Source organism: Mesorhizobium sp. M1334, from assembly GCF_040317995.1.
GTDB lineage: Bacteria > Pseudomonadota > Alphaproteobacteria > Rhizobiales > Rhizobiaceae > Mesorhizobium.
Genome location: NZ_JAMYLM010000004.1, coordinates 142,337 through 159,834, shown reverse-complemented (window position 1 = coordinate 159,834; position 17,498 = coordinate 142,337). Strand labels below are relative to the sequence as shown.

Sequence of the window (17,498 nt, the reverse complement as noted above, 5' to 3'; positions counted from 1 at the left end):
GGTGGTTGGTGAATGCGTGGTTGGCCTTAGGTCGGCAATGCGAATTCACCGGCGAGTTCGATGGCGCGGCCTTCGCGGGCCGATCTCTCGGCGGCGAGGCCCATGACGACGGCCCACCAGCCGTCTCGCAAGGTCACTTCCACTTTGCCTTGTCCGCGCACCGCAGCGGTGAAGCGAGCGTGCTCGAAAAAGGTCGAACCGTTATGGTCGCCTGCCTCGAGCAGCCGGGGGTCAACGGGAATCTCCAGCAGTCGTGGTCCAGGCGGATTGCGCGGGCTGACGATCAACTGGGGCACTGGCGCAGGGCCAAGGTGGGTCGGCCAGAAACGGCCTGGTCCGGGCACCAGACATTCGATCTTTCCCTCGCCGCCGACAGCGCAGAGTTCCTCCTGATAGCGGCTGCCCTCGGCAAACATGCACAGTTCCAGCATGGCGCGCGCGCCGCTCGCGAAATCAACCAGCACATAGCCATGGTCAAGGATATCCGGCCTCTCACCGCCATAGCGTTCGTCGAGATGGTTTACGGCCTGTCCAGCGCTCGCCATCACGCGGAGGGGGTCGGATTCGAGGATCAGCCGCATCAGGTCGAAGAAGTGGCAGCATTTCTCGACGAACGTGCCGCCGGTGTTGCGGTTGAAGCGGTTCCAGTCGCCGACCTTGGCCAGAAACGGGAAGCGGTGCTCGCGGACCGTCAGCATGCGGATGCCGCCGGTGGCGTGGCGCGCCTGCTCGACGAATGCGGCGACGGGCGGCATATAGCGGTATTCCATGGCCACCCAGACGAGCGGAAGCCGAGCTTTCAACGCCGCGATTCGCCCCTCGTCGGCGGCCGCGGTGAAGAGCGGCTTTTCCACCAGCACCGGGAGTGGTCGAAGTGCGGCGATCTCCTCCATCTGACTGAGGTGATGGTGGTTGGGGCTGGCAATCAAGATGCAGTCCACCTCGTCCATCGCCAGCAGCTCGGCGATCGATGCCGCCGATCGCGCGCCCGACGCCGCCGCCAGTGACGCCGCCAACATGCCGGGGTCCGGCTCGAAGATCGCGGCCACATGTGCGTCGGGCAACAGAGCGATGTTGCGGATATGCTCGCGGCCCATCATGCCGCAGCCGATGATGCCGTAGCCGATCGATGATCTGGTCACGCTGCGTCTTGCTCCGGCCTATCTGAAACGTGTGACGTACCGCGCCGCGCCCGGATCGAACCAGCTGCGGGAATATTCCGCGCTGGCGCCGTCGCCAGCCCAGGCGATACGTTCTATGAAACCCACGACCGTCCCCGGCGGTGGCCTGAACTCGAGCGGGGCCCAGTCCGGCACAGGCGCGACGGCGACATGGTCTTCGGCGCGAACGATCGAAAAGCCGAGCACGAGCCTGTAGTGGAGATAGAGGGATTCCGACAGGTCCTCGCGCTTGAGCTTCTCGGCGCGGCTGACGTCCAGCCAGATCTCCTCGACCGCGGCCGGCTCTCCGTCGAGCCGCCGCAGCCGGCGTATACGATGGGCTTCGCCGGCGCTGCCGAATTGCGGCAGGTCGGCTGGCTTGGGCAGTCGCTCGACGGATAGCACGTCGGCGCTCGGCAGGCCGCCGCCACCGATACGCTCCAGGCGAAAGAAAGCATAGATCCCGAGCAAGTCGCCGCGCGCCCGCACATAGTTACCCGAGCCCTGGATGCGATCGAGAAGGCCCTTTTCGGTCAAATCTGCCAGCGCCCGCCTGAGCGTGCCGACGGCAATCCCGAGGCTCGCGGCCATCGCGCGCTCGGGCGGCAGCCGCGCCCCGTCGGCTAGCCGTCCGGCCGCGATTTCGCGGATCAGCATTTCGCTGGTCTGCAAGTGCACAGGCAGGGGGCCGCGCATCTGGCTGGATCGGTGGCCGGGGCCCGCCCTTGTCAAATGCATCCGGTGTTCCAATCGCATCCCGGTTTCGGGTTTGGCTCCAAATTGATACAGTATTGATCTACACCAAAACGAATGCTACGCAAGCCCTATTCGCAGCTCCGGAGGTCATTGAAGAGTGGCCCGGACGTCTATTCTGAAGAGTGGCAATGAGCATCGTCCCAATCACCTCGCCGGATCTCGAAGCTGCCGAAGTCTCGTGGTTCGCCGCACTCTGCTCGGACGACTATCGCTATCTCGGCGTTCCGGACGGCGCGTTGCGCTCGAGCTGGGCGCATTGCTCCGAGATCGTGAAGACGTCCGAGGAACTCGGTTTCCGCAACATCTTGTGTCCGTCGTCCTATCAGGTCGGCCAGGACACGCTGAGCTTCGTTGCCGGCTGTGCGCCGATCACGTCGAAGATCAATCTGCTTGCCGCTGTGCGTTGCGGCGAGATGCAGCCGATCATGCTGGCGCGCACGATTGCGACGCTGGATCACATGCTGGAAGGCCGGCTGACGGTAAACATCATTTCGTCGGACTTTCCGGGCGAGACAGCCGACAGCGCCTACCGTTATCAGCGTTCGCGCGAGGTGGTGCAGATACTGCGCCAGGCCTGGACCAGAGATAACATCGATTTCGAGGGCGAGGTCTATCGTTTCAAGGGGCTCTCGACGGCACCGGCGAAGCCCTATCAGCAAAATGGCGGTCCGCTGCTCTATTTCGGCGGTTATTCGCCCGACGCACTCGAGCTTTGCGCCGAACAGTGCGACGTCTACCTGATGTGGCCTGAAACCAGGGTGGAACTTGCCGGCCGCATGAAAGCCGTCCACGAACGCGCCGAGCGCCATGGGCGGACGCTCGACTACGGCCTGCGCGTCCACATGATCGTGCGCGACACCGAGGCCGAGGCAAAGGAATATGCCCGGGAGCTGGTTTCGAAGCTGGACGACGAGCAGGGCAGGGCGATCCGCGAGCGCGCGCTCGACGCCCGATCGCTCGGCGTATCGCACCAGGCCAGGAACCGCCAGATCGCCGATGCCGAAGGCTATGTCGAGCCGCATCTGTGGACGGGCGTCGGGCGAGCGCGCTCCGGCTGCGGCGCGGCGTTGGTGGGCTCGACCGATCAGGTTCTGTCGGAAATCGAGGCGTATATGAAGATGGGGATCCGCGCCTTCATCTTTTCCGGCTACCCGCATCTCGACGAGGCGCGCCATTTCGGCACAAAGGTGCTGCCCGAGCTCAAGACATGCTCGCTCCCGCACGCCTATGGCCGGGTGCCGAAACGGATCCCGGCGACACCACTGGGAGCGGGGGAGCGCCGCTGATGGAGCATGTCGTGTGCGATCCACGCCTTTTGCGCAATGCCTTCGGGCGCTTCGCCACCGGCGTAACGGTCGTCACCACTGGCACGGCCGACGGCCCGGTCGCAATCACTGCCAACAGCTTTTCATCCGTGTCGCTCGATCCGCCGCTGGTGCTCTGGTCAATCGGCCGCCACTCGCGCCGGTTCGAAGTCTTCGCTAATTCCGCGCACTACGCCATTCACGTGCTGGCGGAAGATCAAATCGATCTGTGCTGGCGTTTTTCGAAGTCGGGGACGGACTTTGCCGATCTTGACCTGTCGTGGAGCGAGCACGGCGTGCCATTGCTGCCGCGCGCGCTTGCGCGGTTCGAATGCAGCGTCGCCGACCGTTTCCCGGCTGGCGACCATATGATCCTGCTTGGACGTGTCCTTGAACTGGAGACGCAAGAGGGTTTGCCGCTGCTCTTTGCTGGCGGCAAGTCGCGCGCTCAAGAGGCCAGTTGATGACCGCCGGCGCCGCTCCGGGCTGGTGCCGTCGACTGGCGCACCACGAGATTGCAGGCAAGCTCGACGCGGCGCGGCGGCGACCCCGAATGGGCCATGTCGTCGAGCAGCAGGCTAAGTGCTGCCGATCCGATCTCGCGCATGGGAATGTGCATCGCCGTCAGCGGCGGGTTGCAGAAGGCAGCGAGCGGCAAGTCGTCCATACCGACCACGGACACATCGCCAGGCACCGAATATCCGGCCTCCTGGACGCCGGCGATGGCACCAAACGCCAGGCTGTCGCCGGCCGTCAGCACGGCGGTGAAATCGAGGCCGCGGGCCGCGATGCGCTCGGCCACGGCTCTGTTCGCAAGTTCCGGCAGCCAGTCCTGCACCTCGACCACGAAGTCGTCGAAGCCGGCAATGCCGGCCGTGATCAGCGCGTCGCGCCAACCTTCATAGCGCCGCTCGATTGTGCGCCGGCCCCGCCGCATCAGGAACAGGATGCGGCGGTGGCCAAGGCCGATCAGATGCTGCGCGGCAAGCATGGCGCCAGAGCGATTGCAGGGCGTCACGCTCGAATGGCGCATCGAGGGATCGTCGCCGTTGACGAGCACGATCGGCTTAGCGAAGCCGGCTGTCAGCGTCAGCACATCGTCATCGTCCAGCGTCAGAAACAGGCAACCGGCGACACTGTCGTCGCGCTCGGATTCACGCAGAAGCGCGATTTCGTCCTCGGGCGCCGAAACCGGCCGGGTCACCAGTTCGACGCCCAGCAACCGGGCGCGCTCGTTGAGTCCATCAAGGACATGGTAGGTGAACTGATTGCGGGCACTGTCCACCATTGCCACGCTGCTTGCGGCCAGGATGACCTTGCGGCCGGCAACCGAGGCGGGAATGGCGTAGTTCATCGACTTCGCTATTTCGATAATCCTGGTGCGCAGCTCATCCCTCACGCCGCCGACGCCGCTCAGCGCACGGGAGGCGGTGCTGACCGACACGCCGCAACGCGCCGCGATCTCTTCAAGTCGAATGCGGCGGCTGGGGCGGCCGCGCTTGCCCTGGATATTCATCCGCTCCGTCATCTCCAGCAAAGTTATCCGATTAATGCAAAAAATTTTCAGATTGCGCAAGAAAAATGACTGTGAAACAGTTCTGATGAAGCGGGAGAAACGGGAGGAGTGATGCCGCTATCGGCCGAACGCCTGAATTCCGCGCTTGCCAGCCTCGTGGCGGGCATGACCGACTTGCGTCATGACGGGCGGTTCCATGAGCCGAATCTCGACGGCACGCCGGGCGACTATGTCAGCTTCGACAGCTGGGAATGGCCGCAAGGCGTGGGGCTCTACGGGCTGGTTCGGCTGTGGGCGCAGACCGGCGACGATCGGCTGCTGCAGACGATCGAGGCCTGGTACGATCGACGCATCGCTCCCGGTCTCCCGGCGATGAACGTCAACACCACCGCGCCTCTGCTGGCGCTAAGCGAATTGTGGCGACGCCGGCGCCAGCCGCGCTTCGAGCCGGTCCTGCGCGAATGGGCCGAGCAGGTAGTCATCGCCTTGCCGCGGACGCCCGAAGGCGGTTTCCAGCATGATGTTTCGGATCGGGTCAATGACGACGAATTGTGGGACGACACGCTGTTCATGGTGGCGCTGTTCCTCGCATCCTACGGCCAGGCTGCCGGCCAGCGCCGCTTCGTCGAGGAAGCGGAACGGCAATTCCTGGTTCACGCCCGTTATCTTGCCGATCCGGCATCAGGGCTGTGGTTCCACGGCTGGACGTTCGCGGGCCGGCACAATTTCGCACGCGCGCTTTGGGCGAGAGGCAATGCCTGGATTACCGTCGGTATCCTGGAACTGGTGGAGTTCGCCGAAATTGCGCCTTCGGTTCGGGCCTATCTGCTCGGCGTGCTGGAGACGCAGATCAACGCCCTGCTCGAGGTGCAGGCGGGTTCGGGCGCCTGGCATACTCTGCTCGACGACCCGACGTCTTACGAGGAGATTTCTGCCACGGCCGGCTTCGGCTACGGCTTGATGAAAGCCGCGCGGCTCGGAATCGGCTCGACAGAGTGCCGTGCCGCCGGGCTCCGCGCCTTGGAAGCCGTGGTGGCGAACATCGATGACAAAGGTGTGGTTGCGAACGTGTCCTATGGCACACGCATGGGCGCCGACCTGCAGTTCTATCGCGATATACCCATCCATCCGACGGGCTACGGGCAGGCGCTGGCCATTCTGTGCCTGACCGAAGGCGCGCGGCATCTGCAGTCGAAGGTGGAGGCGGCATGATGCGGACGCTCTATGGCGTGTCGCCGGCCGATATTGCCGGCATGGACACGGACCGGCTGAGGGCCGAGTTCCTCGTCGACGGCTTGTTCCGGCCCGGCGCGATCGAATTCGTCTACACCCATGTCGACCGCATGATCGTCGGTGGCGCGGTGCCGCTGGCCAACCCGCTGGCATTCGGCAACGGGGCCGAAGTCGGCACCCCGCTCTTCTTTGACGCGCGCGAGATGGGTATCGCCAATCTCGGCGGCAATGGCGCGGTCGCGGTGGACGGCCGGCGCTTTCACGTCGCTAACCGCGACATCGTCTATGTCGGACGCGGAGCGCGTGAGGTGACGCTGGAGAGCGACGATCCGGAGAGGCCGGCACGCTTCTACATGAACTCGGTGCCAGCCGGCGCCGATATTGCGCATCGGCTTATCGTCAGCAACGAAGCCAAGCCGCTTGTGCTCGGCGACGAGGCCCGTGCGAACAGGCGCACGCTGCGTATGTACATCCATCCCGAAGTGGCACCGTCCTGCCTCTTGCTGATGGGGATCACCGACCTCGCGCCGGGCAGTGTGTGGAACACCATGCCGCCGCATCTGCATGAGCGGCGCATGGAAGCTTATTGCTACTTCGACCTCGCCGAGGCCGACCGTGTGGTCCATCTGATGGGCCGGCCTGACGAGACGCGCCACCTGATGGTCGCTGACGGCGACGTCGTCCTGTCGCCCGCCTGGTCTATCCATATGGGTGCCGGCACCGGCCCCTGTGCTTTCGTCTGGGGCATGACTGGCGAGAACCAGGCCTATACCGATGTCGATCCAGTTGCCGTGAAGGATTTGCGATGAGCGAGGCCGCGCAAGGCGTTCGGACGGACTTTACGCTGCGCCGGCCGCTCACGGCGGGGCAGCCTATCGTCTACTGGCGGCTCGGGTCCATCGCCGAGCAGCGCTACGACGTGGCCGACCAGCCCATGCAAGGCGAGATGGATCCCTTCTTCTTCCTGACCAAGCACAAGAATTTCATTCCGCATGAATATCCGTGCCGCACGCAGTTCGCAGCGGAACGACGCGGCAAGCGACCACAGGTCAGCGCCGAATTCGGCGCCGAGCGCGCCTGGCTGCCCTTCGCCTCACCGCGCATCGACCTGTCGGGCTTCTGGTTTCGGCCGACGGTGCTTGGAACCTGGGCCAAGACCACCATCGAGGCGGCCTCGACTGGCGAGGCGCTGGTGCGGCTGCGCACATGCGGCGGCGCCATACTCTTTGCCAACGGTGGGGAAGCCGGCTGGATGGCGCCCTACGGCCGCAATCTGGAAAGTGCCGCGCATTTCAAGATCGCGCTGAAGGCCGGCCGTAACGATATTCGCATGTGGTTCGACGATCTCGCCGAGCGCGACGCCCGCTACTATTTCCAGCTCGACTATCTATCCGGACCGGCTGCTTCGGTGGCACTGCCGATCGAAGTCGAGAGCGGCGTTGCCGATGCGATGGAAGCAGCCCTCGACGACATGCATTTCGAGCGTCCCGCCTATGACGGCGGCGAGGTGGCGCTCGTCACCGGCGTGGCCCTGCCGCGCGACGCGCAAGTCGAGGTCGAGATCGAAGGCGATTTCATGTCGATCGAGGCGCCGGTGCGCTTCGCCTTCGATCTGCCGGCGGGCCAGGCGCGGCTGCCGATCGCCGATACCGAGCAGCTGCCGGCCGACTTTCGCCATTTCAAGGTGACACTGAAGGTCGCCGACCATGCCGTAGCGCGTGTCTTCGGCGTCGAGATATGCCACGCGCGCCGTCAGGGCGATGCGCCGGAAACGCTTACCGCGCGTATAGGTGAAGCCCTGCACGAGGTCGCCGATCACGCCGAGGCCGACACCGTGCGCGCGCTGGCGCGCCTGGCGATCGGACAGCAGGGCGCCGAGACCGACGCCATGATCGCCGGCACGCTGCCGGCGATCGAGGATTGTCACGATTGCGCCGACTTCATCCTAGTGCCGCTGCTGTGGTGCCGCATGGCCTATGGCGATCGGCTGGAAGCGAGCCTGCGTGCGCGCGTCGACAACGCCATCCTCGGCTATCGCTACTGGATGGACGAGCCCGGCAATGATGTACAGTGGTACTTCTCCGAGAACCACGCGCTGCTCTTCCACACCGCCGCCTATATTGCTGGGGGCGTGTTGCCTGATGTGCGGTTCGTGCGGTCGGGCCGCCTTGGCCGCGAACAGTCCGCGGTTGGAGCCGCGCGTGTGCGCGCCTGGCTCGACCATTTCGAGGCATGGGAGATGGCCGAGTTCAACTCGGCGCCCTATTTCCCGATCGACCTCAAGGGCCTGTGCGCGCTCTACGCGCTGGCCCCGGACAAGGACATCGCCGAACGTGCCGGCAAGGCAATCATACGCCTGCTTGAAGTCGTCGCGCGCTCGGCGCATCGCGGCATCCTCACCGGGGCGCAGGGCCGCTCCTATGAGCACACGCTGCGCGCCGCGCGTTCCCTGGAATTATCCGGCATCTGCCGCATGCTTTGGGGCAAGGGCAATTACGGCATGCGCTTTCACGCGCTGCCGCAGCTGGCACTCTGTCTGCGGGATCACGATTTGAGCGTTCCGGATGGATTGGCTGCAATTGCTTCCCTCACCGACGATACGGCGTGGGAATGGACTTTTGCGCAGGGACAAGACCGCTTCGCGCGGCTCTACCACTACAAGACGCGCGACTATGCGATGGGCAGCGCCGCTGGCTACCGCTGGAACCAATGGGGCTATCAGGAGACCGTCATTCACGCCCGGCTGGGCAAGAATCCGGATGCGCAGATCTGGATCAACCACCCCGGCGAAGTGCTGCAGTCGGGATATGGCAGACCATCATATTGGGGCGGCTCAGGCACTTTGCCCCGGCTTCACCAATACCGCGACCTCGCCATAGTTAGCTTCTCCTGCTCGGATGAACAGCCCGACTTTACACACGCCTGGTTCCCCGCAAGTGCCTTCGATGCCGTGCAAGTGGGTGGCGATCGGGCGTTCGCGCAATCTGGCGACGCCTTCGTTATGCTGAAGACGGATGTTCCGCTCACGCAGGTCGTGGCCGGCCCGACCGCCGGCAACGAGTTGCGGGCGGCGGGACGCAGGACGACATGGATCGTCCGCCTCGGTGATCGGAATGCCAATCTGCCGGCGCTCGACGCCTGGGCGGGCGCCTTTGCCGGCCTGTCTGTGCGGTCGGGTCCCGACCGCGAGTTGACCGTCGACGACCCGGAGTACGGCACGGTGCATTTCCTGGCCGACGCAAGGATTGTGGCTGAGGGACGTACACTCGATCCGGCCAATTGGACCGTGCGCGGTGAGGCGATGCGCATGAAGCAAAGAGAGTAGGGAGGAAATCGGCTGCGACGCTCAAGAGGAGAGGGCGTGGCCGCTGGAACCATCGGGGCGCCGCCCCGCTAAAGGAGGAGACGAAGCATGAATAAGACCCGCACTTTGCTGGCCGCGCTATCGGTCAGTCTGCTCGCATCGACCAGCGCGTTTGCCGGCGACGTGCGCATCATGTGGTATTCGGACGGTGTCGAGGGCGATGTCATCCAGGACATTCTGAACCGCTTCATGAAGGACAATCCCGACATCCACGTCACGCTCGACAACGTCGCCTACAAGGTGATCCAGGAGCAGCTGCCCATCCAGCTCGAAGCCGGCCAGGGGCCGGACATCGCCCGCGTCACCAACATCAAGGAGCTTGCCCAGCACTGGCTCGATCTCAGGCCACTGGTGGCCGATCCGAAATATTGGGAGGCCAATTTCGCGGACACGCTGGACTGGATGCGCCCCGACGGCTCCAACGCCATCCCGGGCTTCATGACCCAGCTCACGCTCACTGGCGGCTTCGCCAACAAGACGCTGTTCGAACAGGCCGGAGTGCCGCTGCCCGGTGACAAGGCGACCTGGGACGACTGGATCGCCGCCGCCGCCGAGGTGGCGAAGAGCCAGCAGCTTCCGGCTGCCTTCGCCATCGACCGTTCCGGTCACCGCATTTCGGGTCCGAATGTCTCCTTCGGAGCGAACTATATCGGCCCCGATGGCATGCCGGCGAAAGTGGACGACGGCACCAAGGCGTTCGTCGGCAAGCTCGTCGACTGGACCGCCAAGGGGCTGATGCTGAAGGATACCTGGGTGTCGGCGGCAGGCTCGACCTATCGCGCGGCCGCCGACGACTTCATCAACGCCCAGATCCCATTCTACTATTCGGGCAGCTGGCAGGTCGCCAATCTGTCGACCAAGATCGGCGATAGTTTCGACTGGGTGGCAACCGGCTCGCCCTGCGGTACCGCAGGATGTTCGGGCGTGAAGGGCGGCGCGGCGCTGGTCGCCATCAAATACACCAAGAATCCCAAGGACGTCGCCAAGGTCATGGATTACCTGGCCCGTGAAGACGTGGTGAAAGAATTCAGCGAGCGCACGCTGTTTCTGCCCGCGCACAAGGGTGTCGTAGACAAGGGCGGGCTGAAATGGGTCTCGGCCGACAAGAACGTCGGTCCGGCGCTCGACAAGTTCGTCAAGGCGGCGGGTGAAACCCTGCCGGCGGCCGATGCGCTGCCGCCGTGGAAGTGGGCCAACGCTTACTTCGCCGCGCTGGTGACGCGCGTCAGCCAAGTGATGGCCGGCGAACTCAGCCTCGACGATGCCTGGGGCAGGATCGACCAGGATATCGCCGACAAGGTTGCCGAGGCGAAGTGACCGCCGCCGCGACACTGAAGGCATGGACTGGCGCCGCGCTCGCGGCGCCGGTCGTCTGGCTGGCATCGATCGTCAACGTGCCGCTGAAGTTCTGGCAGCGCGCGACGGGCACCGGTGGCATGGCCGCGTTCTTCCTCGCCCCAAACATGGCGATCTTCGGCATTTTCGTCCTGGTGCCGATGATCATCAACTTCTTCTATTCGGCCACGTCGGGAACGGCCTACTTCCTGCAGGACCGAACCTATGTGGGGCTCGAGCAATACCAGCGCCTGCTCGATTGCGGCAACTACCTGGACACTGCCACTTGCCATGAGGATCTCTTCTGGAAGGCCGTGCACAATACGGGCCTGTTCGTCGTCGTGCAGGTGGCACTGATGACGGTCGTTTCGATGGCGACAGCGTTGATCCTCAACCGCGAGATCGTCGGGCGCAGCTTCTGGCGCGCGGTGTTCTTCTTTCCGGTGCTGCTGTCGCCCGTCGTCACCGGCCTGATCTGGCGTTGGATCCTGCAGCGCCAGGGCCTGCTCAACCTGATCGTCCACGATCTGGGCGGCGAGCCGCACAACTGGCTGACGGACCGTTTCTGGGCGTTCACCGCCGCCGTCAGCGTTTCGGTCTGGGCCCATATGGGCTTTTACACGCTGATCCTGCTTGCCGGATTGCAGGCGATCCCGCGCGACCTTTACGAAGCGGCCGAGATGGACGGCACGAAGCCGGCGCGGGTGTTCTGGCGCATCACGCTGCCGCTGCTGATGCCGAATCTGCTTGTCGTCATCGTGCTGACGCTGATCCGCGCCGTGCAGATCTTCGACGAAGTCTATGTGCTGACGGGTGGAGGGCCGGGAACCTCGACCCTCTATATCACGCAGTACATCTATGAGATCGGCTTCGCCTCCCTGTTGCGCAATCCGGGGCTGGCTTCGGCGGCTTCGATCCTGATGGGGTTGGTGCTGGTCGTGCTCACCTTGATTCAGCTGCAGGTCGGACGCCGGGGTGAGCGGAAAGGAGCCCGCGAATGAGCCGGGTCGTGACATTCCTGACCCGCCGGCGCGGCGGTCGCGGCTGGCACTGGACGGATATCGTGAGCTGGCTGTGGCTGCTCGGCGGCGTTGTCATCATGTTCGGTCCGGCCGTCTGGCTGGTGGGTTCGTCATTCAAGACGCCGGCACAGCTCGCCGAGTTCCCCCCGACCATAATGCCTTATGTCAGCCAACAGGCGAGGGTCGAAGGCTACGACAAGCCGCTGACCCTCTACAAGGTGAAGTTGCCGGATGGTTCGACCAAGGTGCTGGCCGAGGTGCGGCGCATCGGCATCATGGCGCAGATGGTAGACCCGCAGGCGCCGAACGATGTCGTCAAGATCAACATCGCCGACCGGCAGCCGGTGCGCGAAATCGGCTTCGCGACGGAGAACTACACCGAGCCCTTCGTTCATTTCGACTTCCTGCGCTATCTGCGCAATTCGGTTTTTGTGACGGGAATGGCGACGCTGATCACGCTGCTCACCAATTCGATGGCCGCCTTCGCCTTGTCGAAATACAAGTTCCGCGGCCGCGATCTGACGATGCTTGTGATCGTCGGTACGCTGATGGTGCCATTGTCGGTCATCCTGGTGCCGCTCTATTCGGTGGTGGGTGCCGTTGGGCTGCTCGATTCGCTGTGGGGCGTGATCTTGCCGACCGTGGCGACGCCAACCGGCGTCTTCCTGCTGCGCCAATATATGCTGACCATCCCCGACGAGCTGCTCGATGCGGCTCGCATGGACAACGCTTCCGAATGGCAGATCTACTGGCGCATCGTATTGCCGCTTGCAGCACCGGCGCTCGCCGTGCTGGCGATCTTCTCGGTCGTCTGGCGCTGGAACGACTTTCTGTGGCCGCTGGTGGTGCTGTCGCGCAAGGAACTCTACACACTCCAGGTCGGCCTCAATACCTATGCCGGCCAGCTAAACGTGCAGTGGCACTACATCCTGGCGATGACCGTGGTGACGATGATCCCCGTCGTCCTCGTCTTCGTCTTCCTGCAGCGTTACATCACTTCCGGCATTGCCGGCACCGGGCTGAAGTGAGGATGTCATGGGACGGATAACGCTGACCAACATCGATCGCGCTTACGGCAAGATGAAGATATTGCACGGCATCAACCTCGACGTCGGTGACGGCGAGATGCTGGTCCTCGTCGGCCCGTCGGGTTGCGGCAAGTCCACGCTGCTGCGGCTGATTGCCGGGCTCGATCGACCGACCGACGGCAAGATCGAGATCGACGGGGTCGACGTCACCAACGTTTCGGCCGCGCAGCGCGGTCTGGCAATGGTGTTCCAGTCTTACGCGCTCTACCCGCACATGAGCGTGCGCCAGAACCTCGCTTTCGGCCTCGAAAACATCCGTATGCCCAAAGCCGAGATCGACGCGCGGATCACGGAAGCGACGCGCATGCTGGAAATCGCTCCCTATCTCGACCGCCGGCCCGGTCAACTGTCGGGCGGCCAGAAGCAGCGCGTGGCGATCGGCCGTGCGGTGGTGCGCAATCCGACCGCCTTTCTACTCGATGAACCGCTGTCCAACCTCGATGCCGAACTGCGCATCACCATGCGCGCTGAACTGGCGGGCCTGCACCGGCGGCTGGCAACCACGATGATCTACGTCACCCATGACCAGATCGAGGCGATGACGCTGGCGGACCGCATCGTGGTCATGCGCTCGGGGCGGATCGAACAGGTCGGCCGGCCGCTCGATCTCTACAACGCGCCGGCCAACCTGTTCGTCGCCGGCTTCATCGGCGCGCCGCGGATGAACCTGCTGCCGGTGAAGGTGCGTTCGGCAAGCGGCGCCGAGGTGCGTGTCGAAGGTCCAGGCGGGCTCTCAGCCTCGATCGCGGCCGATGGGGTCGCGCTGAAACCGGGAGATGACGCGACGCTTGGCATCCGGCCACACGACATCCAACTTTCGAATGGCAGCAAGGGATCGGTGGAAGCGCGGGTAACGCTGGCCGAGGCGTTGGGACCGGAAACCGTTGTCCACGCCACCATTGCCGGCGACAGCAAACTGATCGCCGTTCTCAAGCAGCAGGGCGTTGAAACGCAAGGGCCGCCGATCAACCTCGCTCTGCCGCCGGAGCGCATGCATCTCTTCGATGCCGCCGGGCTGCGCGTTCCACCGCGTTAGCCTCACGCGAGGCCATCGTTAGGGGCCTCGTAGTGGCGATATCTCCGCGCAATACATGGATTTCCATGAGATGCAGCCGAGGCATGGCGGAACTAGATTTAGGCGGTGAGTTCGCCTGTCCAGATATTGAAAACAAGTGCTATATCAAGCGCTGACCCTCCCCAGGCTTTTTTGTCCGACAGGAGAAGCCAATGACAGCAGCGTCCGACTCACTTGGCGAAATCGACCCCGAAGCAACGCTCGCGCTGCAAATCATCGAGAGCATGCCCGGCAACGCGTGGGCAGCCGATGCCATCGGAAGGTTCACCTATGTCAGCCCAAATACCCTGGCGTTCATCGGCAACACGCATGAGGGTCTCAACACCCCCGAAGACAACGATGAGTTCAGCTGGCGTCGAGCCGTCCATCCCGACGATTATGATCCTGTAGCCGCCAGATGGCGGCATTGCCTCGAAACCGGCGATCCCTATGATACCGAGCATCGCCTGCGGCGCGCCGATGGCGCCTATCGCTGGTTTCGAAGCTCAGGACGACCTTTTCGCGATAGCCAGGGGCGCATCATTCAATGGTACGGCACGACAATAGACATTGAGGACCAGAAGCGGGCCGAGTCAGCATTGCGCGACCGGGAGCGGGAACTCTCGCAGCTCGTGGATATGGTCCCGAGTCACATCTGGCGGCTCGATCCCGACGGCGAGCCGATCTTCTTCAATGGGCGCATGGTTGACTTTCTTGGCCTCGACGTAGCGGATCTGGACCGACCGGGAATGAGCCGGCTGGCGGCGATGATACAGGCCGCCGTTCATCCGGACGACGCGGCAGCATTCGGCGATGCACTCCGTGGTTGCTTCGCTACCGGTGCGAGCTTCGCCATGCGCTATCGCCTGCGCCGTGCCGATGGCGTCTATCGCTGGATGTCGAGCCGGGCGGAGCCGATGCGCGATGACGCCGGCCGCATCGTCCAGTGGTACGGCCTCTGTCACGATATAGACGATCAGATGCACGCCGAAGCGGCGTTGCGGCAGAGCGAGCAACAACTTCGGCACATGATCGACGCCGTGCCGGTCCGTATCTGGAGCGTGATGCCGACCGGCGGGCCGGTCTACTTCAACAAGCGATACCAGGACCATTTCCGCTCCGTTATTGCGAACTTTGACGCGCTCGGCGAGCCGGGAATCGAAACGTTGCTGCACGAGGTGATTCATCCCGAAGATGCTCCCGAGGTGCAGCGCACGTTGCTGAGGTGTTTCGAAACTGGCGGCGGCTCCGCGATGCGGTTTCGCTGGCGCGAAAAAGACGGCACCTATCGCTGGGCTGAGTGCAGGGTCGAGCCGCGGCGCGATGACGACGGAACGGTCGTGCAGTGGTACGGGGTTTCTCTCGACATCGACGATGAGGTGCGCGCGCAGGCGGCGTTGCGCAAAAGTGAGCGGCGCCTTCAGCAGCTTATCGACACCGTGCCCGCTTTGATCTGGAGTACGACACCGGAAGGGACGCCATCCTACGTCAACAAGCGGTTCACCGATGTAACCGGGGCCACGCTCCATGACATCACGGCCCCGGACGGCTCGCCGTCGCTGAGCGTCATCCATCCAGACGATATCGACACCGCACGGCAGGCGATCCGCCATTCATTCGCAACGGGCGTGCCTTACGTTCAGAGATATCGCCAACGGCGGGCCGACGGCGGCTATCGCTGGACCGAGACTCGCGCCGAGCCGCTGCGCGACGAAGATGGCAGCATTCTCCAATGGTACGGTGTGAGCGTCGACATCCATGACCTGGTGACCACGCAAGCGGCGTTGCACGACCGGGAACGAGAGCTCTCGCAACTCGTCAACATGGTTCCGAGCTACCTCTGGCGGCTGTCTCCCAACGGTGAGCCGACCTTCTTCAACAAGCGCCTGATAGATTTTCTCGGCCTGAAGATAGCGGACGCGGAAAAACCGGACATGAGCCTGCTGGCGGCCTTCATTGCCACCGTCGTCCATCCCGACGATGCAGCCAGCCTGAAGGAAGCACTCGACAGCTGCTTTGCCACCGGCGAGCGCTTCTTCATGAGGTATCGCCTGCGCCGTGCCGATAGCGTTTATCGTTGGATGGAGGGCCGCGCGGAGCCGCTGCGGGATCACGGCGGACGCATTGTCCAGTGGTACGGTCTTACGCACGACATCGACGATCAGCTGCGCGTCGAAGCGGCGCTGCGCGAGAGAGAACGCGCTCTCTGGCAGCTCGTTGAAACGCTGCCGGCAATGATCGATTGCGCCGCGCCGGATGGCGAACCGATATATCGCAGCCAGCAGCTCCGCGAATTCCTCGGATACAATCTTGAGGAATTGGACGAAGCGGGAAAGTCGCGGCTGGCTGGCACACTCGACGCCGGTGTTCATCCGGACGACCTGACAGGTGTCAAAGAAAGATATGCCCATTGTCTGGCCACAGGCGAGCCGTATGCGCGACGGCACCGTCTGCGGCGCTTCGATGGTGAATATCGCTGGGTCGAGACGCGTGCCGCGCCGATGCGCAATGCTGAAGGCGCCATAGTGCAGTGGAACGTTATCTGCCTCGACATCGAAAATGAGGTGCGGACACAAGAGGAGCTTCGACTGGCACAAGAGAGACTTGCGCGTGCGAGTCAGGCGGCGAGCCTTGCCGAACTCTCCGCATCCATCGCTCATGAGGTGAACCAGCCGCTGGCCGCCATCGTCGCCAACTCGAACGCATGCCACCGTTGGCTGTCCGCCGAGCCCCCGAACGTCGAGCGCGCGAAGATCACGGCCGAGCGCATCATCCGCGACGCCAACTCGGCGGCGGATGTCGTCAGCCGCATCCGTGCCTTGTTCAGACCTTCGCTTGAAATGAGAACCAGTACGCCGATCCCCAGCGTCGTTGCGGAAGCCCGTGACCTTATGGCCGAGGAAGCCATGCGGCGTCGCGTTCGCATGGACATCGACGTCGAAAGCAACCTTCCGCTGGTTGCGTTCGATCGCGTCCAGATCCAGCAGGTCCTGGTCAACCTCATTCGCAACGGCATGGAGGCGATGGACACCACCGCGGGCGACAAGGTTCTTGGGATGCGCGTGCACCGGATAGAGGACACGATCCAGACCGAGGTCAGCGACCGAGGCCCGGGTATCGAACGTCCTAACAAGATATTCGAGCCGTTCTTTACAACGAAAGGGAACGGGATGGGCATGGGCCTCGCGATCTCCCGTTCGATCATCGAGTCTCACGGCGGACGCCTTTGGGTGGAAAATAGCGTGCCGCATGGGGCGACATTCATCTTCACTCTCCCGGTTGAAGCGAAAGCTGCGCAATAACTGGCGGTGCTCAGTAAGCGCTTGGTTTTTTTTCGGTTCTCGGTGAGGGGCGCCGCCGCCCCGTACAATGCATGGATTTCCATGAGGTGCGGTTGGGGCGTGGCGGGATTAGGGTGGCGAGGTGAGTCCGTCAGCCCAGTCCAGCTATCAAGAACAAGTGCTACACGAAGCGCCGACAATCTCCAGATTTTGTTTGTCCGTCAGGGGCACCCGATGACGATAGCGCCCAACTCACTTGGCGAGACCGATTCCAACGCAACGCTCGCGTTAACGCATGACTTGGACCGATCCGAACCGGGAAGTGGCCGACCTTTCGCGACGAATGAACCGGGCCTGATTCGCGGCAACATGATCAGCGATCTTG

At 63.6% G+C, this 17,498-nt stretch carries 13 protein-coding genes; 10 read left to right on the top strand and 3 right to left on the bottom strand.

What is annotated here, in order from left to right:
• Positions 1-26: 26 nt before the first annotated feature.
• The gene (locus NKH17_RS10405; RefSeq protein ID WP_502910593.1) at positions 27-1,100 is read right to left on the bottom strand and encodes a Gfo/Idh/MocA family protein; all 1,074 of its coding nucleotides are present in this window, start codon (positions 1,098-1,100) and stop codon (positions 27-29) included.
• Between the two features lie 60 nt (positions 1,101-1,160).
• Complete coding sequence (locus NKH17_RS10400; protein ID WP_352895714.1) at positions 1,161-1,817, bottom strand: GntR family transcriptional regulator; 657 nt, start codon at positions 1,815-1,817, stop codon at positions 1,161-1,163.
• 227 nt (positions 1,818-2,044) lie between these two features.
• On the opposite strand from NKH17_RS10400, the gene NKH17_RS10395 reads away from it, so the two are divergent.
• Together NKH17_RS10395 and NKH17_RS10390 are read left to right on the top strand one after the other, a co-directional pair.
• Positions 2,045-3,202 (top strand): LLM class flavin-dependent oxidoreductase, encoded by a 1,158-nt coding sequence (locus NKH17_RS10395; RefSeq protein WP_352895712.1) that lies wholly within the window; start codon positions 2,045-2,047, stop codon positions 3,200-3,202.
• Positions 3,202-3,684, top strand: coding sequence for a flavin reductase family protein (locus NKH17_RS10390; RefSeq protein ID WP_352895710.1), 483 nt, complete (start codon positions 3,202-3,204; stop codon positions 3,682-3,684). The genes NKH17_RS10395 and NKH17_RS10390 overlap by 1 nt, the downstream gene beginning before the upstream one ends.
• On the opposite strand, the gene NKH17_RS10385 is transcribed toward NKH17_RS10390, so the two are convergent.
• Positions 3,669-4,748, bottom strand: coding sequence for a LacI family DNA-binding transcriptional regulator (locus NKH17_RS10385; RefSeq protein ID WP_502910587.1), 1,080 nt, complete (start codon positions 4,746-4,748; stop codon positions 3,669-3,671). The two genes, NKH17_RS10390 and NKH17_RS10385, sit on opposite strands and share 16 nt — an antisense overlap.
• Positions 4,749-4,847: 99 nt before the next feature.
• Between NKH17_RS10385 and bglB the strand changes: the two genes are divergently transcribed.
• The 8 genes from bglB to NKH17_RS10345 all read left to right on the top strand — a co-directional run bounded on the left by bglB (position 4,848) and on the right by NKH17_RS10345 (position 17,134).
• Entirely contained in the window at positions 4,848-5,948 is a 1,101-nt protein-coding gene (bglB, locus tag NKH17_RS10380) for a beta-galactosidase BglB (RefSeq protein WP_352895708.1), read from the top strand.
• A complete protein-coding gene (gene kduI, locus NKH17_RS10375; protein ID WP_352895706.1) occupies positions 5,945-6,778 on the top strand; it encodes a 5-dehydro-4-deoxy-D-glucuronate isomerase in 834 nt (277 codons plus the stop codon). Before bglB ends, kduI begins: the two co-directional genes overlap by 4 nt.
• The gene (locus NKH17_RS10370) at positions 6,775-9,294 is read left to right on the top strand and encodes a hypothetical protein (RefSeq protein WP_352895704.1); all 2,520 of its coding nucleotides are present in this window, start codon (positions 6,775-6,777) and stop codon (positions 9,292-9,294) included. The genes kduI and NKH17_RS10370 overlap by 4 nt, the downstream gene beginning before the upstream one ends.
• A gap of 87 nt (positions 9,295-9,381) precedes the next feature.
• Positions 9,382-10,650 carry an ABC transporter substrate-binding protein gene (locus NKH17_RS10365; RefSeq protein WP_352476707.1) on the top strand — a complete coding sequence of 423 codons (1,269 nt, stop codon included), beginning with the start codon at positions 9,382-9,384 and terminating at the stop codon, positions 10,648-10,650.
• The gene (locus NKH17_RS10360; RefSeq protein ID WP_502910586.1) at positions 10,647-11,669 is read left to right on the top strand and encodes a carbohydrate ABC transporter permease; all 1,023 of its coding nucleotides are present in this window, start codon (positions 10,647-10,649) and stop codon (positions 11,667-11,669) included. The genes NKH17_RS10365 and NKH17_RS10360 overlap by 4 nt, the downstream gene beginning before the upstream one ends.
• Positions 11,666-12,718 (top strand): carbohydrate ABC transporter permease, encoded by a 1,053-nt coding sequence (locus tag NKH17_RS10355; RefSeq protein ID WP_352895702.1) that lies wholly within the window; start codon positions 11,666-11,668, stop codon positions 12,716-12,718. The genes NKH17_RS10360 and NKH17_RS10355 overlap by 4 nt, the downstream gene beginning before the upstream one ends.
• Before the next feature lie 7 nt (positions 12,719-12,725).
• Positions 12,726-13,814, top strand: coding sequence for an ABC transporter ATP-binding protein (locus NKH17_RS10350; protein ID WP_352804450.1), 1,089 nt, complete (start codon positions 12,726-12,728; stop codon positions 13,812-13,814).
• Between the two features lie 191 nt (positions 13,815-14,005).
• Positions 14,006-17,134, top strand: a complete 3,129-nt coding sequence (locus NKH17_RS10345) for a PAS domain-containing protein (RefSeq protein ID WP_352895698.1) — start codon at positions 14,006-14,008, stop codon at positions 17,132-17,134.
• Positions 17,135-17,498 lie beyond the last annotated feature (364 nt).

Coding starts and splice junctions, on each gene's coding strand:
- NKH17_RS10385 (WP_502910587.1), bottom strand. CDS start 4,748: ATGACGGAGCGGATGAATATCCAGGGCAAGCGCGGCCGCCCCAGCCGC.
- kduI (WP_352895706.1), top strand. CDS start 5,945: ATGATGCGGACGCTCTATGGCGTGTCGCCGGCCGATATTGCCGGCATG.
- NKH17_RS10400 (WP_352895714.1), bottom strand. CDS start 1,817: ATGCTGATCCGCGAAATCGCGGCCGGACGGCTAGCCGACGGGGCGCGG.
- NKH17_RS10370 (WP_352895704.1), top strand. CDS start 6,775: ATGAGCGAGGCCGCGCAAGGCGTTCGGACGGACTTTACGCTGCGCCGG.
- NKH17_RS10355 (WP_352895702.1), top strand. CDS start 11,666: ATGAGCCGGGTCGTGACATTCCTGACCCGCCGGCGCGGCGGTCGCGGC.
- NKH17_RS10405 (WP_502910593.1), bottom strand. CDS start 1,100: ATGATGGGCCGCGAGCATATCCGCAACATCGCTCTGTTGCCCGACGCA.
- NKH17_RS10365 (WP_352476707.1), top strand. CDS start 9,382: ATGAATAAGACCCGCACTTTGCTGGCCGCGCTATCGGTCAGTCTGCTC.
- NKH17_RS10345 (WP_352895698.1), top strand. CDS start 14,006: ATGACAGCAGCGTCCGACTCACTTGGCGAAATCGACCCCGAAGCAACG.
- bglB (WP_352895708.1), top strand. CDS start 4,848: ATGCCGCTATCGGCCGAACGCCTGAATTCCGCGCTTGCCAGCCTCGTG.
- NKH17_RS10395 (WP_352895712.1), top strand. CDS start 2,045: ATGAGCATCGTCCCAATCACCTCGCCGGATCTCGAAGCTGCCGAAGTC.
- NKH17_RS10350 (WP_352804450.1), top strand. CDS start 12,726: ATGGGACGGATAACGCTGACCAACATCGATCGCGCTTACGGCAAGATG.
- NKH17_RS10390 (WP_352895710.1), top strand. CDS start 3,202: ATGGAGCATGTCGTGTGCGATCCACGCCTTTTGCGCAATGCCTTCGGG.